Genomic DNA, 14,671 nt, shown 5'->3' on the forward strand with positions numbered 1-14,671 from the left:
CTCACAGCACCTCCGGAGCGAGCGAGATGATCTTCATGAACTTCTTGTCGCGCAGCTCGCGACCGACCGGTCCGAAGATGCGGGTTCCACGGGGCTCGCCGTCGGTCTTGAGGATGACAGCTGCGTTCTCGTCGAACGAAATGTACGAGCCGTCGTTGCGACGGCGTTCCTTGCGGGTGCGGACGATGACGGCCTTGACCACATCGCCCTTCTTGACGTTGCCACCGGGGATAGCGTCCTTGACGGTGGCGACGATCGTGTCGCCGATGCCGGCGTAGCGTCGACCTGATCCGCCGAGAATCCGGATGGCAAGGATCTCCTTGGCACCGGTGTTATCGGCGACTTTGAGTCGCGATTCCTGCTGGATCACTTGTTCTCTCCTGTCGTCGCGTCGGTTCTCACCGCTCTGATGAGCCTGACGGAACGTGTCATTTCTTCATGTCCGCCCCGCTCCGGTGGCCGCCGCGGAAGAGGCGGGACCGGATGGGCTGCGGGGCGTCAGCTGAGCTGGACACCCGCCGAGGCACCGGAGAATCCGGTGCCTCGACGAGCAAACCACACCATCTTACTTGGCGCGCTCGATGATTTCAACGAGACGCCAGCGCTTGGTGGCTGACAGCGGACGGGTCTCGGCAATCCGCACGAGGTCGCCGATGCCGGCGGTGTTGTCCTCGTCGTGTGCCTTGAGCTTGCTCGTCGTACGCATGATCTTGCCGTAGAGACGGTGCATCTTGCGGTCTTCGACCTCGACGACGATGGTCTTGTTCATCTTGTCCGAAACGACGTAGCCGCGTGCAGTCTTGCGGGATCCGCGCTCCGGAACGGCGTCAGCCGGTGTCGGCTGAGTCTTCTGCTCGGCCATTACTTATCCTCTTCCTTGGCAGCTGCCGGGTTGGAGCGGATCTCGAGTTCGCGCTCGCGAAGCACGGTGTAGATCCGTGCGATGTCGCGCCGGACGGCCTTGAGGCGTCCGTGGCTTTCGAGCTGACCAGTGGCGGACTGGAACCGGAGGTTGAACAGTTCGGCCTTGGCCTTCTTCAGCTCTTCGACAAGACGGTCATTGTCGAAGCCGTCGAGGGCGTCCATGTTGAGTTCCTTGGAACCGATCGCCATTGTCATTCACCACCTTCACGCGACACGATGCGGGCCTTGAGCGGAAGCTTGTGGATCGCCAGGCGCAGAGCCTCACGTGCCACCTCTTCCGAAACGCCGGCGATCTCAAACATGATGCGACCCGGCTTGACGTTGGCAACCCACCACTCCGGCGAGCCCTTACCGGAACCCATGCGGGTTTCGGCCGGCTTCTTGGTCAGCGGGCGGTCCGGGTAGATGTTGATCCAGACCTTGCCCCCGCGCTTGATGTAGCGGGTCATGGCGATACGCGCAGCCTCGATCTGGCGGTTGGTGATGTAGGCGGGCTCCAAAGCCTGGATGCCGTAGTCACCGAACGCGACGGTCGTGCCGCCGCTCGCCAGTCCCCGGCGCTTGGGGTGGTGCTGCTTGCGGTACTTCACTCGGCGAGGGATCAGCATAGATCAGCCCTCCGATCCGGCCTGTGCAGCCGGAGCTGCATCGGCAGTGTTGTCGTTCTTCTGCTGCTGGGCGTCACCGCGACGCTCGCCGCCGCGTCCGCGTCCGCCGCGTCCACCACGGCCTCCGCGTCCACCGCGACCTCCGCGCGGGCTCGGTTGCGCAGCTTCCTGTGCAGCGAGCTCCTTGTCGGTCATGTCGCCCTTGTAGATCCAGACCTTCACGCCGATGCGGCCGAAGGTGGTGTGCGCTTCGTACAGGCCGAAGTCGATGTTCGCGCGCAGGGTGTGCAGGGGCACACGGCCTTCGCGGTAGAACTCCGAGCGGCTCATCTCAGCGCCGCCGAGGCGGCCCGAGCACTGCACGCGGATGCCCTTGGCACCAGCGCGCTGAGCCGACTGGATCGCCTTGCGCATCGCACGGCGGAAAGCCACGCGGCTGGCGAGCTGCTCGGCAACACCCTGGGCGACGAGCTGCGCGTCGATCTCGGGGTTCTTGACCTCGAGGATGTTGAGCTGGATCTGCTTGCCGGTCAGCTTCTCGAGCTGGCCGCGGATGCGGTCGGCTTCCGCGCCGCGGCGCCCGATGACGATGCCCGGGCGAGCGGTGTGGATGTCGACGCGCACACGGTCGCGGGTGCGCTCGATGTTGACCTTGGAGATGCCGGCGCGCTCAAGCCCTTCGGAGAGCATCGCACGGATCTTGACGTCCTCACCGACGTAGTCCTTGTAGCGCTGACCCGGCTTGGTGGAGTCGGCGAACCACTTGGACTTGTGGTCGGTGGTGATTCCGAGACGGAATCCATTCGGATTGATCTTCTGACCCATCAGCGGTTTTCCTTCCGTCCGTCAGCGCCGGCAGCGTCATCACCGGATGCGAGCACCACGGTGATGTGGCTGGTGCGCTTGTTGATGCGACCGGCGCGCCCCTGGGCACGCGGGCGGAACCGCTTCATGGTCGGTCCTTCATCAACGAATGCTTCGGAGATGAACAGGTCGTCTTCGTTGAAGGCCTCACCGAGCTTGTCCGCCTTGACACGCGCATTGGCGATGCCGGAGGAGACCAGCTTGTAGATCGGTTCGGAGGCCGACTGCTCTGCAAACTTCAGCACCGCGAGGGCTTCGGTCGCCTGCTGACCACGAATGAGGTCAACGACGCGCCGAGCCTTCTGAGGCGTGACACGCAGGTAGCGTGCTTTCGCCGTGGCTTCCATCGTTTCCTTCTTTCTCTCTGCCGATCGTCAGGCAGCGCCTCAGCGGCGCTTGCCCTTCCGATCGTCCTTGTCGTGGCCGCGGAACGTCCGCGTCGGGGCGAATTCGCCGAGCTTGTGCCCGACCATGGATTCGGTGATGAACACCGGAACGTGCTTGCGTCCGTCGTGCACGGCGATCGTGTGGCCCAGGAAGTCCGGGATGATCATCGAGCGACGGGACCACGTCTTGATGACGTTCTTGGTGCCCTTTTCGTTCTGAGCATCAACCTTCTTGAAGAGGTGCTCGTCAACGAAGGGGCCCTTCTTAAGACTACGAGGCATGTTTCAGGCTCCCTATCAACGCTTCTTGCCGGTACGGCGGCGACGCACGATGAGCTTGTCGCTTTCCTTCTTGGGGCGGCGGGTGCGGCCTTCCGGCTGACCCCACGGACTGACCGGGTGACGGCCGCCGGAGGTCTTGCCCTCGCCACCGCCGTGCGGGTGGTCCACCGGGTTCATGACGACACCGCGGACGGTCGGGCGCTTGCCCTTCCACCGCATGCGGCCGGCCTTGCCCCAGCTGATGTTCGACTGCTCGGCGTTGCCGACCTCGCCGACCGTGGCACGGCAGCGGGCGTCGACGTTGCGGATCTCACCCGACGGCATACGCAGCTGGGCGTAGGGGCCGTACTTGGCGACGAGCTGAACCGATGCGCCGGCGGAGCGGGCGATCTTCGCGCCGCCGCCCGGGCGCAGCTCGACTGCGTGCACCACGGTGCCGACCGGGATGTTGCGCAGCGCGAGGTTGTTGCCGGGCTTGATGTCGGCAGTCGGTCCGGCTTCGATGCGATCGTTCTGCTTGAGCTTGTTCGGGGCGATGATGTAGCGCTTCTCCCCGTCGGCGTAGTGCAGCAGCGCGATGCGAGCCGTGCGGTTCGGATCGTATTCGATGTGCGCAACACGTGCCGGCACGCCGTCCTTGTCATGGCGACGGAAGTCGATGACACGGTACTGGCGCTTGTGGCCACCGCCCTGGTGACGGGTCGTGATGCGTCCCTGACTGTTGCGGCCGCCCTTCTTGGGCAGCGGACGCAGAAGCGACTTCTCCGGCGCAGACCGGGTCACTTCTACAAAGTCGGCGACCGAGGAGCCGCGGCGGCCCGGGGTCGTCGGCTTGTGCTTACGGATTCCCATGAGTCTCTATTCCTTCTTCAGGTCTGACCGCTCTCAGAGCGATCCGCCGAAAATGTCGATCGAACCTTCCTTGAGGGCGACGATGGCACGCTTGGTGTCATTGCGCTTACCCCAGCCGGTGCGGGTGCGGCGACGCTTGCCCTCGCGGTTGAGGGTGTTCACCGATGCCACCTTGACACCGAAGATCGATTCGATTGCGTACTTGATCTCAGTCTTGTTCGAACGCGGGTCCACCAGGAAGGTGTACTTGCCTTCGTCCATCAGCGCATAGGTCTTCTCAGACACGACAGGCGCGATGATGATGTCGCGTGGGTCCTTGAACGTGACGCTCATTTGGCTTCCTCCTCACCGGACTCAGCCGTGGTCTTCGCGGCGACGGACATGTCGAGGAAGCGCTGCAGAGCGGCTTCGGTGAAGACGATGTCGTCGGCCATGAGGACGTCGTAGGTGTTGAGCTGTTCAGCGGTGAGCACATGCACCTTGGGCAGGTTGCGCACGCTGAGCTCGGTGAGGTCGTCACCACGCTCGATCACCACGAGCTTGTTCGGCCGTGTCGAGATGTTCTCCAGGGCTGCGCGCGCCTGCTTCGTCGAGGGCTTGTCGCCGTCGATGAGAGCGCTGACCACGAAGATCTGGTCGAGGCGGGCGCGGTCGGACAGGGCGCCGCGCAGGGCAGCGGCCTTCATCTTCTTGGGGGTGCGCTGCGAGTAGTCACGCGGCACCGGGCCGTGAACGATGCCGCCGCCGGCGTACTGCGGTGCGCGGATCGAACCCTGGCGGGCGTTGCCGGTGCCCTTCTGGCGGTACGGCTTGCGGCCGCCGCCGCGCACTTCAGCGCGGGTCTTTGTCTTGTGCGTGCCCTGACGTGCAGCAGCCATCTGAGCCACCACAACCTGGTGGATGAGCGGCACATTGGTCTGGACACCGAAAACTGCCGAGGGCAGCTCCGCGGATCCGGACTTCTTGCCGGCGGCGTCGAGGACGTCGATGGTCTTGGTTTCAGTCATCTCTCTCAGGCCTCCTTCGCTGCGGAGCGAACGAGCACGACGGCTCCCTTGGGACCGGGGACGGCGCCCTTGATGAGGAGCAGGTTGTTGTCGGTGTCGACAGCGTGGATCGTCAGGTTCTGGGTGGTGCGGCGCACGTTGCCCATGCGACCGGCCATCCGCATGCCCTTGAAGACACGACCGGGAGTCGCGGCTCCGCCGATCGAGCCGGCCTTGCGGTGGTTGCGGTGCTGGCCGTGCGAGGCGCCGACGCCACCAAAGTTGTGGCGCTTCATGACACCGGCGGTGCCCTTGCCCTTGCTGGTGGCGGTCACGTCGACCTTGGCGCCGGCGTCGAACACGTCGATGCCCAGCTCCTGGCCGAGCTCGTAGTCGGCAGCGTCAGCGGTGCGCAGCTCCACGAGGTGGCGACGCGGTGCGACGCCGGCCTTCTCGAAGTGGCCCTTGGTCGGCTTGTCGACCTTGCGCGGATCGATCTCGCCGAAGCCGATCTGCACGGCGGAGTAGCCGTCGACGTCGTCGGTGCGGATCTGGGTGACGACATTGGCGTCAGCCTTGAGCACGGTGACCGGAACCAGATTGGCGTTCTCGTCCCACACCTGGGTCATGCCGAGCTTGGTGCCCATGAGGCCCTTGACGGCACGTGTGGTGGGGAGCGGCTGTGAACGGGTGTTTGCCATTACTCCCCCTTAGAGCTTGATCTCGATGTTGACGTCGTCGGCAAGGTCGAGGCGCATGAGCGAATCGACGGCCTTGGGCGTCGGGTCAACGATGTCGATGAGGCGCTTGTGTGTGCGCATCTCGAAGTGCTCGCGGCTGTCCTTGTACTTGTGCGGCGAACGGATGACGCAGTACACGTTCTTCTCCGTCGGCAGCGGCACCGGGCCCACAACCGTAGCTCCCGCGCGCGTCACAGTGTCCACGATCTTGCGTGCTGCACTGTCGATGACGGCGTGGTCGTACGACTTGAGCCGAATGCGGATCTTCTGTCCCGCCATGGCTTCGTCTCTTTCTGTTGGTCCTCCGGCCATCAACCATGGTCCTTGCGGATCGCATGATCTGCGCCGGCTTGCTGTGACCGACCCCCGAGGTCGGGCGTGTCGCGCTGGCCTTCCGGCCGAACGTACACGCATCATCAAATGGCTGCCCGGTATGAGCGAACCCGGATCATCCAGATTCTTCCGGTCGATTCTGGGCTGTTCGCGGCTCCAGGGCCGCAGTGCAGGGGTCGCCTGCCCAAAACGCAACTTGTCTATACTGTCACAGCCGCCGAGCCGGAGGCAAATCGGGCACCCTACCACACCGGCCGCACCGGCGTGAGCTTGCACACGAGGCGCGCCGCGCCTCGGCACCGGTCCCCCACCTCGGCACCGGTCCCCCACCTCGGCACCGGTCCCCCACCTCGGCACCGGTCCCCCGCCTCGGGAGCGGGAGCGCACAGCACAGCGCACCCGGCCCTGCGGGAACCGGGTGCGCTGGTGAGGAGAGATCAGCCGCTGACGATCGAGCCGTCTTCGGACTGCGCGCGCTCGAGTGCGCGCTTGCGCTGCTCTTCGACGCGCTCGCTGATCTGGCGGGCGCGCTCCTCATCGCGGGTGAGGTTCTGGCCGCTCTCCGGGTCGAAGATCATGATGTCGGCGGGGTCGAACCACAGCTCGATGTCATCGCCTTCGCGCACCTGGGAGGTCGGTTCGAGTGCGGCGACCACCTGCGGGCGCATGCCCTCGCCGTCGAGGTCACGGTCGAGCTCATCGAGCTTCTCCTGCACCTCGGGCTTGGGGTCGAAGGGCAGATAGGCGTAGATCTCGTTGCCGAGCCATTCGGTGACATCGACTTTGGCGGTGATGACGGTGCCGCGCTCGCGCTCCTCGGGATCCATGAGCGAGGCGTCGCGGAACGCCTCGGGCCGGATGCCGGCGATGAGGAGGTTCGGGGCGTCCTTGAGCTTCTGCGTGCGCTTCTCCGGCAGGTCGATGGGCCCGAACGGCGAGGTGAGCGTGCCGTCGACGTATTCGATGGGCAGGAAGTTCATCGACGGGGAGCCGATGAAGCCGGCGACGAACAGGTTGAGCGGCTCGCGGTAGAGCTCCTGCGGGCTGGCGTACTGCTGCAGGGCGCCGCGCTTGAGCACTGCGACCTTGTCGCCGAGCGTCATCGCCTCGGTCTGGTCGTGGGTGACGTAGACGGTGGTGACGCCGAGCTGGCGCTGCATGCGGGCGATTTCGGTGCGCATCTGCCCGCGCAGCTTGGCATCGAGGTTCGACAGCGGCTCATCGAACAGGAAGGCCTTGGCATCGCGCACGATCGCCCGGCCCATCGCCACGCGCTGGCGCTGACCGCCGGACAGGTTCGCTGGCTTGCGCTGCAGGTGCTCGCCGAGTTCGAGCATCTGCGCGGCGTTGTCGACGCGGCTTCTGATCTCGTCTTCTCCGTAGTGGTCCTTGTTGAGCCGCAGCGGGAAGGCGATGTTCTCGTACACGGTCAGGTGCGGGTAGAGGGCGTAGTTCTGGAACACCATCGACAGGTCGCGGTCGCGCGGCGGAATGTCGTTGACGCGCAGGCCGTCGATGAGCAGATCGCCTTCGGTGATGTCCTCCAGACCGACGATCATCCGCAGCAGCGTCGACTTGCCCGAGCCCGAAGGCCCGACGAGGATGACGAACTCGCCGTTGTCGATGCTGAGCGACACGTCGTTGACGGCCGGGAAGCCGTCGCCGTAGCGCTTGACGATGTTTTTGAGTTCGATTTCAGCCATCTTGATCTCCTGAATGGGGTGCCGAAGCTGTGCGTACCGGGGCTGTGCGTGCGGTGCGGGGGCGGCCCGCTGCCGAGGCGGTTGGCGTCATCCCTTCACCGCTCCCGAAGTCAGGCCGGAGACGATCTGGCGCTGGAACACGAGCACGATGACGATGACCGGGATGGTGACGACGATCGCAGCAGCGGCGATCGCGCCGGCCGGCTCCTCGAACTGGCTGGCGCCGGTGAAGAACGACAGCGCTGCCGGCACCGGGCGGGCGGCCGAGGTCGAGGTCAGCGAGATGCCGTAGAGGAAGTCGTTCCAGGCGATGAAGAACGCGATGATCGCGGTGGTGAAGACGCCCGGCGCGGCCAGCGGCACGATGACCTTGCGGAAGGCCTGGAAGGACTTCGCGCCGTCGACCTGCGCGGCCTGCTCGAGCTCCCACGGGATCTGCTGGAAGAACGAGGTGAGCGTCCAGATCGAGATCGGCAGGGTGAGCGACAGATACGGGATGATGAGGCCCAGCCAGGTGTCGTACAGGCCGATCGCCGACCACAGGTTGAACAGCGGGGTGACGAGCGAGATAACCGGGAACACCGTGACGGCCAGCGACATGTAAAGCACGAACCGCTTGCCGGGAAACTCCAGCCGGGCGATCGCGTAGGCGGCCAGCGTCGAGAGCACGACGGCGATGAGCGTGGCGATGAGGCACACGCCGATCGAGTTGCGCAGCGCCGGCAGGAACAGATCCCGCGCCGAACCGTTGATGATGAGGTCGTAGTTCTCCCAGCTGATCTCGGTGGGCCAGAACTGGCGGTTGGCGATGTCGGCTGGGCTCTTGAGCGACAGCGACAGCGTCCACACGACGGGGAACAGAGCCCACAGTCCGATGAGGATGAAGGCGGCGATCCACCCGAAGGCGGCCAGCGGCGACTTCTTGCCGGTATTCATGTCCTACTCCCTCTCTGCCCCGAGGTTGACGTTGAAGCCCTTGATGAACAGCAGGCAGATGAGGCCCACCGCGATGAACAGCAGCACGGAGACTGCTGAGCCGAGGCCGGTCTGCAGCTGCGAGATCGTCTGGTCATAGGCCAGCGATGACACGGTGGCGGTGCCGTTGGCGCCCTCGGTCATGACGAACACCGAGTCGAAGATCCGGAAGGCCTCCAGGGTGCGGAACATGAGCGCCACCATGATCGAGGCCTTCATATTCGGCAGGGTCACGCGCATGAGGCGCTGCCAGCGGCTGGCGCCGTCGACGGTCGCCGCTTCGAGCATGTCGCCGGGGATCTGCGCGAGGCCCGCGAGCATGAGCAGCGAGATGAACGGCGTGGTCTTCCAGATTTCGGCCAGGGCGATGACGGCGAAGGAGGACCAGAAGTTGCCGAACCAGTCGAAGCTCTCCAGCCCGAACCAGGTGCCGACGAAGCCGGTGCCGAGGTCGAAGGCGTACTTCCAGGAGAACGCGGCGACGACGGTGATGATGCCGTACGGGATGAGGATGATCGTGCGGATCGGCCCGCGCACCGCCTTCATCGCATTGAGCATGACGACGGCGAAGGCGAAGCCGAGCACGAGCTCGACGGCCACCGTGACGATCGTGATGAGCAGGGTGAAGCCGAGGGTCTGCCACCACAGCGGGTCGGTGAGCACCGTGATGTAGTTCGCGCCCCAGTTGAAGAACGCATTGTCCGGGTCGGTCAGCCGCTTGTTGAAGAACGACTGGTAGACCGCCTGCAGGATCGGGTAGCCGGTGACGAGCAGCAGCACGGCGCCGGCCGGCCACGCGAGCATGAACCCGAGGCGGGCCTCATCGCGAGCGCGCTGCGACTTGTGCGGCTTGGCCTTCTTCCCCGCTCCCGAGGTGCCGGTCGCCTGGGAGGCGTCCCGCGCCTCGGCGGCGGATACAGTGAGCAGATGGGTGTCGTCGTTGGTCACAGCAGCGCCTCTCCACGAAGGATCTCAAGGACGAGATCGGCTGAGGTCTTCGGTGTGCTCGCCGGGTCGACGCCGGCCGGCGGGTGCCAGGTGCGCTGGATGCCGCCGGTGATGCCGTTGTAGTACGGCGAGATGGGCCGGGACTTCGCGACTTCGAGCGAGTCGAGGATCGCATCGGAGTAGGGTGCCTCCTCCTGCACGGCCGGGTCGTCGAAGGCCGCGCGGGTGGCCGGCGGCAGGCCGTCAGTGATGTAGTACTCGGACTGCTTGGAGGTCTCGCGGATGCAGCTGATCGCTTCGAAGGCCTCGTCCGGGTGGTCGGAGAAGGCGCCGACGGCCAGCTTGCCGCCGCCCAGCGGCGCAGCCCCCGGGGTGCCCTCCTCGACCGAGGGGAACGGCGCCCAGCCGACGTCGTCGAAGACCTCCTGGTCGAGGCTGCCGTCTTCGACGGCGGCATGCATCGCCGGGTAGACGAACGGCCAGTTGACCATGAAGCCGCCCTTGTCGCTCTGGAAGCGCAGCATCGCGCCGTTTTCGTCGAGGTTGGAGAAGTTCGGTCCGCCCAGGCCCTGTTTGCCGATCTCGGAGACGATCTCGGCGGCCTTCTCCCCGGCCGGGCTGTCGAGCGCGAGCTCGGTGTCCTCGGGGTCGGCTTCCGGGTTCTTGAGGATCGATTCGCCCTGGGATTCGTAGAGTGCGTTGATCCACACGGTCAGCGACTCCGCGCGGATGCCCTGGGCGCCGATCTCCTTGTCCTGGGAGGCGGCGGCTTCGATGATCTGGTCCCAGGTGACCGGCTGCTCCATGTCGAGGCCGGCCGCCTCGGCGACGGACTTGCGGTACCACAGGATCTGGGTGTTGGCCTGCACCGGGGCGACGACGAGCTCGTCCTCCCACAGCGAGGACTCGACGGCGGCGTCGACGACATCGTCGGTGAATTCGTCGACGTACTCATCGGGCACCGGGGTGAGGAATCCGGCGTTGGCGAACTCCGGGACGTAGACGGTGTCGATGCTCATGAGGTCGATCGAGCTGTCCTGCGAGGCGAGACGGCGGATGAGCTGCTCGCGCTGTCCGGCGGCATCGCTCGGCAGCATCGAGGTCTGGATCGTGTAGGCGCCGCCGGAGGCCTCTGTGCACTCCTCGGCCATCTTCGCCTTGCCGCCGTTGTCGGGATCGATGTACCACGTCAGCGTCTTGGCGTCCTCCTGAGCGCCGCAGCCGCTGAGCGCCATGAGCGCTGCTGTCGCCATTGCAGCCCCGGCCAGGATCCGGGGCCTGCGGCGGCGGGATGGATCCGTCATCGGTGTTCCTCCGGCCTTCCGTCTCGCGGTTCTGTCGAACCTCGTCGTCGCCCTGCGAACCCTGTGCGGTGCTTCCGGGGATTCTGCAAGACACATCACATTGTTTTTCACCTTAGCGAAGAAATCGCGAGCGCGAGAGGACCACGCGGGGAAACGCGAAGTCAGACGCTATGTGAGACCAGCCGGCTTGCGCAGACCGGGGCCGCGCCCGAGGCGGTGGGCGCCTGTGAATGCACCGAGCCCCGGAAGCCGTGTGGCTTCCGGGGCTCGGTGTGCGTGATCGCGCCGATCACATCAGCTGATGAATGATCAGGCGATGATCTCGGTGACACGGCCGGCGCCGACGGTGCGGCCGCCCTCGCGGATGGCGAAGCGCAGGCCCTCTTCCATAGCGATCGGCTGGATGAGCTCAACGGTCATCTCAACGTTGTCGCCCGGCATGACCATCTCGGTGCCTTCCGGCAGCTCAATGACGCCGGTGACGTCGGTGGTGCGGAAGTAGAACTGCGGGCGGTAGTTGGAGTAGAACGGGTTGTGACGTCCGCCCTCTTCCTTCTGCAGGATGTAGACCTGACCCTTGAACTTCGTGTGCGGGGTGATCGAGCCGGGCTTGCAGATGACCTGGCCGCGCTCGACGTCCTCGCGCTTGGTGCCGCGGAGGAGGAGGCCGACGTTCTCACCGGCGCGAGCATCCGGCAGGGTCTTGCGGAACATCTCGATGGCGGTGACGGTGGTCTTCTGCGACTGCGGCCTGATGCCGACGATCTCGATCTCTTCGTTCGGCAGCAGCACGCCGCGCTCCACACGACCGGTCACAACGGTGCCGCGGCCGGTGATGGTGAAGACGTCCTCGACAGGCATGAGGAACGGCTTGTCGATGTCGCGCTCCGGTTCCGGAACGTTCTCGTCGACGGCGTCCATGAGGGCCTCGACGGTCTTGACCCACTCCGGGTCGCCTTCGAGGGCGCGGAGAGCCGAGACGCGGACGATCGGGGCGTCCTCGTCGAAGTCCTGCGAAGCGAGCAGCTCGCGGATCTCCATCTCGACGAGCTCGAGCATCTCGTCAGCGTCGTCGCCGTACTCAGCGAGGGCGGCGTCGGTCTTGTTGAGAGCGACGAGCAGGTACGGAACCGAGACCTGGCGGGCGAGCAGGACGTGCTCACGGGTCTGGGCCATGATGCCGTCGGTCGCAGCGATGACGAGGATCGCGCCGTCCATCTGAGCCGCACCGGTGATCATGTTCTTGATGTAGTCAGCGTGGCCCGGAGCGTCGACGTGTGCGTAGTGACGCTTCTCGGTCTCGTACTCAACGTGCGAGACATTGATGGTGATGCCGCGCTGCTTCTCTTCCGGCGCGTTGTCGACCTGGTCGAAGGCCTGAGCCTCGTTCAGGTCGGGGTACTTGTTTGCCAGAACGTTGGTGATAGCCGCGGTCAGAGTCGTCTTACCGTGGTCAACGTGACCAATGGTACCGATGTTGACGTGCGGCTTAGTCCTGTCGAAACTAGCCTTTGCCACTGGGTTCCTCCTCGTGGTTGGTTCGGGACATGCGGTTCATGCCCCGCGCCTTTCTGATGTGTTGACAGCTGCCGGCTGGCGCCAGCAGCAACGGGCGAGATTACTCTTCGCCGCGGGTCTTCTGGATGATCTCGTCGGCAACAGCCTTCGGGACCTCCGCGTAGCTATGGAACTGCATCGAGTACATAGCGCGGCCCTGGGTCTTCGACCGCAGGTCGCCGATGTAGCCGAACATCTCCGACAGCGGAACATGCGCACGGACAACCTTAACGCCTGTGGCATCTTCCATCGACTGGATCTGTCCGCGCCGCGCGTTCAGGTCGCCGATGACGTCACCCATGTACTCCTCAGGGGTGCGCACCTCGACTTCCATGAGCGGTTCGAGCAGAGCCGGGCTCGCCTTCTGGACGGCCTCCTTGAGGACCATCGAGCCGGCGATCTTGAACGCCATCTCCGAAGAGTCGACATCGTGGTACTGGCCGTCCACAAGGGTGGCCTTGATGCCGACCAGCGGGTAGCCGGCCAGCACGCCCATCTGCATGGCATCCTGGATGCCCTGGTCGACGCTCGGGATGTACTCGCGCGGCACGCGGCCGCCGGTGATGGCGTTCTCGAATTCGTAGATCTGGTCGCCGGTGACTTCCAGCGGCTCGATGGTGACCTGCACCTTGGCGAACTGGCCGGAGCCGCCAGTCTGCTTCTTGTGCGTGTAGTCGGCCTTCTCCACCTTGCGGCGGATGGTCTCGCGGTAGGCCACCTGCGGCTTGCCGATGTTGGCCTCGACCTTGAATTCGCGCTTCATGCGGTCGACGAACACGTCGAGGTGCAGCTCGCCCATGCCGCCGATCTCCGTCTGGCCCGTCTCCTCGTTGAGGTTGACGGTGAAGGTCGGGTCCTCCTTGACGAGCTTCTGGATCGCGGTCGAGAGCTTCTCCTGGTCGCCCTTGGTCTTCGGCTCGATGGAGACGAAGATGACCGGTTCCGGGAAGGACATCGACTCGAGCACGACCGGCTTCGCCGGGTCGCACAGGGTGTCACCGGTGGTGGTGTCCTTGAGGCCGATGACCGCGTAGATGTGTCCGGCGAATGCCTCCTCGACAGGATTCTCCTTGTTCGAGTGCATCTGGAACATCTTGCCGACGCGCTCCTTCTTGCCGCTGGTCGTGTTGAGCAGCTGCTCACCCGACTTGACGGTTCCGGAGTACACGCGGATGTAGGTCAGCGTACCGAAGAACGGGTGGCTGGCGACCTTGAAGGCCAGCGCAGCGAACGGTCCGTCCTTGCGCGGTTCGCGGGTGACGATCTCGTCCTCGTTGCCGGGGACGTAGCCTTCGACAGCCGGAACGTCGAGCGGGCTCGGCAGGTAGTCGACGACGGCGTTGAGCACGAGCTGGATGCCCTTGTTCTTGAACGCCGAACCGCACATGACCGGGAAGGCCTGCGAGCTGATGGTCAGCTCACGGATGCCGGACTTGAGCTCCGCGATGGTGAGTTCGCCCTCTTCGAGGTACTTCTCCATGAGCTCTTCATTGGCCTCGGCGACATCCTCGACGAGGGTGGCGCGCATCTCTTCGGCGCGGGCCTTGAGCTCCTCGGGGATCTCGATCTCGGTCATGTCCTGGCCCATCTTGCTCTCGTCGGGCCATTCCCAGGCCTTCATCTCAACGAGGTCGATGACAGCCTTGAAGTCGGACTCGGCACCGATCGGCATCTGGATGACGAGCGGCTTGGCGCCGAGACGCTCCTTGATGGTCTTGACGGTGAAGTCGAAGTCCGCACCGAGCTTGTCCATCTTGTTGACGAAGCACACACGCGGCACGTCGTACTTGTCAGCCTGACGCCACACGGTCTCGGACTGCGGCTCCACGCCCTCCTTGCCGTCGAACACGGCAACGGCGCCATCGAGCACGCGCAGCGAGCGCTCCACCTCGACGGTGAAGTCAACGTGACCGGGGGTGTCGATGATGTTGATCTGGTTGTCTTCCCAGTAGCAGGTGGTGGCAGCCGAGGTGATCGTGATGCCGCGCTCCTGCTCCTGCTCCATCCAGTCCATCGTCGAGGCACCGTCGTGGGTCTCGCCGAGCTTGTAGTTCACACCGGTGTAGAACAGGATGCGTTCGGTGGTTGTGGTCTTACCGGCATCGATGTGAGCCATGATGCCGATGTTGCGGACCTTCTTCAGGTCAGTCAGCACGTCGAGTGCCACGGTGTCTCTCTTCCGTCTCGTTGAGTTGGACAGCAGGCCGGA

Annotated in this window: 18 protein-coding genes; all 18 read right to left on the minus strand. The window is 64.9% G+C overall.

Annotation, left to right across the window (positions count from 1 at the left end):
- Position 1: 1 nt before the first annotated feature.
- The 18 genes from rplN to fusA all read right to left on the minus strand — a co-directional run bounded on the left by rplN (position 2) and on the right by fusA (position 14,629).
- Positions 2–370: a 50S ribosomal protein L14 gene (rplN, locus tag ACFFN1_RS13375; protein WP_102161506.1), complete on the minus strand. Its 369-nt coding sequence runs from the start codon at positions 368–370 to the stop codon at positions 2–4.
- A gap of 195 nt (positions 371–565) precedes the next feature.
- Positions 566–862 (minus strand): 30S ribosomal protein S17, encoded by a 297-nt coding sequence (gene rpsQ / locus ACFFN1_RS13380; protein ID WP_376841322.1) that lies wholly within the window; start codon positions 860–862, stop codon positions 566–568.
- Positions 862–1,113: a 50S ribosomal protein L29 gene (rpmC, locus tag ACFFN1_RS13385; RefSeq protein WP_102161503.1), complete on the minus strand. Its 252-nt coding sequence runs from the start codon at positions 1,111–1,113 to the stop codon at positions 862–864. Before rpmC ends, rpsQ begins: the two co-directional genes overlap by 1 nt.
- Positions 1,114–1,115: 2 nt before the next feature.
- Positions 1,116–1,532, minus strand: coding sequence for a 50S ribosomal protein L16 (rplP, locus tag ACFFN1_RS13390; protein WP_376841323.1), 417 nt, complete (start codon positions 1,530–1,532; stop codon positions 1,116–1,118).
- Positions 1,533–1,535: 3 nt separating this feature from the next.
- Positions 1,536–2,357, minus strand: a complete 822-nt coding sequence (gene rpsC / locus ACFFN1_RS13395) for a 30S ribosomal protein S3 (RefSeq protein ID WP_376841324.1) — start codon at positions 2,355–2,357, stop codon at positions 1,536–1,538.
- The gene (gene rplV, locus ACFFN1_RS13400) at positions 2,357–2,743 is read right to left on the minus strand and encodes a 50S ribosomal protein L22 (protein ID WP_376841325.1); all 387 of its coding nucleotides are present in this window, start codon (positions 2,741–2,743) and stop codon (positions 2,357–2,359) included. Before rplV ends, rpsC begins: the two co-directional genes overlap by 1 nt.
- A 39-nt stretch (positions 2,744–2,782) precedes the next feature.
- On the minus strand, positions 2,783–3,064 hold the full coding sequence (gene rpsS / locus ACFFN1_RS13405) for a 30S ribosomal protein S19 (protein ID WP_102161493.1): 282 nt from the start codon (positions 3,062–3,064) through the stop codon (positions 2,783–2,785).
- Positions 3,065–3,079: 15 nt separating this feature from the next.
- A complete protein-coding gene (rplB, locus tag ACFFN1_RS13410) occupies positions 3,080–3,916 on the minus strand; it encodes a 50S ribosomal protein L2 (RefSeq protein ID WP_376841327.1) in 837 nt (278 codons plus the stop codon).
- A 33-nt stretch (positions 3,917–3,949) separates the two neighbouring features.
- Positions 3,950–4,249, minus strand: a complete 300-nt coding sequence (gene rplW, locus ACFFN1_RS13415) for a 50S ribosomal protein L23 (protein WP_102161489.1) — start codon at positions 4,247–4,249, stop codon at positions 3,950–3,952.
- The gene (rplD, locus tag ACFFN1_RS13420) at positions 4,246–4,923 is read right to left on the minus strand and encodes a 50S ribosomal protein L4 (RefSeq protein ID WP_376841328.1); all 678 of its coding nucleotides are present in this window, start codon (positions 4,921–4,923) and stop codon (positions 4,246–4,248) included. The genes rplW and rplD overlap by 4 nt, the downstream gene beginning before the upstream one ends.
- A gap of 5 nt (positions 4,924–4,928) precedes the next feature.
- A complete protein-coding gene (gene rplC / locus ACFFN1_RS13425; RefSeq protein ID WP_376841329.1) occupies positions 4,929–5,603 on the minus strand; it encodes a 50S ribosomal protein L3 in 675 nt (224 codons plus the stop codon).
- A 9-nt stretch (positions 5,604–5,612) separates the two neighbouring features.
- Complete coding sequence (gene rpsJ / locus ACFFN1_RS13430) at positions 5,613–5,921, minus strand: 30S ribosomal protein S10 (protein WP_009379191.1); 309 nt, start codon at positions 5,919–5,921, stop codon at positions 5,613–5,615.
- A 491-nt stretch (positions 5,922–6,412) separates the two neighbouring features.
- Complete coding sequence (locus ACFFN1_RS13435; protein WP_376841330.1) at positions 6,413–7,678, minus strand: ABC transporter ATP-binding protein; 1,266 nt, start codon at positions 7,676–7,678, stop codon at positions 6,413–6,415.
- An 87-nt stretch (positions 7,679–7,765) separates the two neighbouring features.
- Positions 7,766–8,614 (minus strand): carbohydrate ABC transporter permease, encoded by an 849-nt coding sequence (locus ACFFN1_RS13440; protein WP_376841331.1) that lies wholly within the window; start codon positions 8,612–8,614, stop codon positions 7,766–7,768.
- A gap of 3 nt (positions 8,615–8,617) precedes the next feature.
- Positions 8,618–9,601, minus strand: coding sequence for a carbohydrate ABC transporter permease (locus ACFFN1_RS13445; RefSeq protein ID WP_376841333.1), 984 nt, complete (start codon positions 9,599–9,601; stop codon positions 8,618–8,620).
- Complete coding sequence (locus tag ACFFN1_RS13450) at positions 9,598–10,905, minus strand: extracellular solute-binding protein (RefSeq protein WP_376841334.1); 1,308 nt, start codon at positions 10,903–10,905, stop codon at positions 9,598–9,600. Before ACFFN1_RS13450 ends, ACFFN1_RS13445 begins: the two co-directional genes overlap by 4 nt.
- Before the next feature lie 309 nt (positions 10,906–11,214).
- Positions 11,215–12,423 (minus strand): elongation factor Tu, encoded by a 1,209-nt coding sequence (tuf, locus tag ACFFN1_RS13455; protein WP_376841336.1) that lies wholly within the window; start codon positions 12,421–12,423, stop codon positions 11,215–11,217.
- A 100-nt stretch (positions 12,424–12,523) separates the two neighbouring features.
- Positions 12,524–14,629: an elongation factor G gene (fusA, locus tag ACFFN1_RS13460; protein WP_376841338.1), complete on the minus strand. Its 2,106-nt coding sequence runs from the start codon at positions 14,627–14,629 to the stop codon at positions 12,524–12,526.
- Positions 14,630–14,671: the final 42 nt, after the last annotated feature.

Origin of the sequence: Brevibacterium otitidis (assembly GCF_042429315.1) — a bacterium.
In the GTDB taxonomy this organism is placed as follows: domain Bacteria; phylum Actinomycetota; class Actinomycetes; order Actinomycetales; family Brevibacteriaceae; genus Brevibacterium; species Brevibacterium otitidis.

Coding starts and splice junctions, on each gene's coding strand:
- rplD (WP_376841328.1), bottom strand. CDS start 4,923: ATGACTGAAACCAAGACCATCGACGTCCTCGACGCCGCCGGCAAGAAG.
- rplC (WP_376841329.1), bottom strand. CDS start 5,603: ATGGCAAACACCCGTTCACAGCCGCTCCCCACCACACGTGCCGTCAAG.
- ACFFN1_RS13435 (WP_376841330.1), bottom strand. CDS start 7,678: ATGGCTGAAATCGAACTCAAAAACATCGTCAAGCGCTACGGCGACGGC.
- rplV (WP_376841325.1), bottom strand. CDS start 2,743: ATGGAAGCCACGGCGAAAGCACGCTACCTGCGTGTCACGCCTCAGAAG.
- rpsQ (WP_376841322.1), bottom strand. CDS start 862: ATGGCCGAGCAGAAGACTCAGCCGACACCGGCTGACGCCGTTCCGGAG.
- rplB (WP_376841327.1), bottom strand. CDS start 3,916: ATGGGAATCCGTAAGCACAAGCCGACGACCCCGGGCCGCCGCGGCTCC.
- rpsS (WP_102161493.1), bottom strand. CDS start 3,064: ATGCCTCGTAGTCTTAAGAAGGGCCCCTTCGTTGACGAGCACCTCTTC.
- rplW (WP_102161489.1), bottom strand. CDS start 4,249: ATGAGCGTCACGTTCAAGGACCCACGCGACATCATCATCGCGCCTGTC.
- ACFFN1_RS13440 (WP_376841331.1), bottom strand. CDS start 8,614: ATGAATACCGGCAAGAAGTCGCCGCTGGCCGCCTTCGGGTGGATCGCC.
- rplP (WP_376841323.1), bottom strand. CDS start 1,532: ATGCTGATCCCTCGCCGAGTGAAGTACCGCAAGCAGCACCACCCCAAG.
- rpmC (WP_102161503.1), bottom strand. CDS start 1,113: ATGGCGATCGGTTCCAAGGAACTCAACATGGACGCCCTCGACGGCTTC.
- rpsJ (WP_009379191.1), bottom strand. CDS start 5,921: ATGGCGGGACAGAAGATCCGCATTCGGCTCAAGTCGTACGACCACGCC.
- rpsC (WP_376841324.1), bottom strand. CDS start 2,357: ATGGGTCAGAAGATCAATCCGAATGGATTCCGTCTCGGAATCACCACC.
- ACFFN1_RS13450 (WP_376841334.1), bottom strand. CDS start 10,905: ATGACGGATCCATCCCGCCGCCGCAGGCCCCGGATCCTGGCCGGGGCT.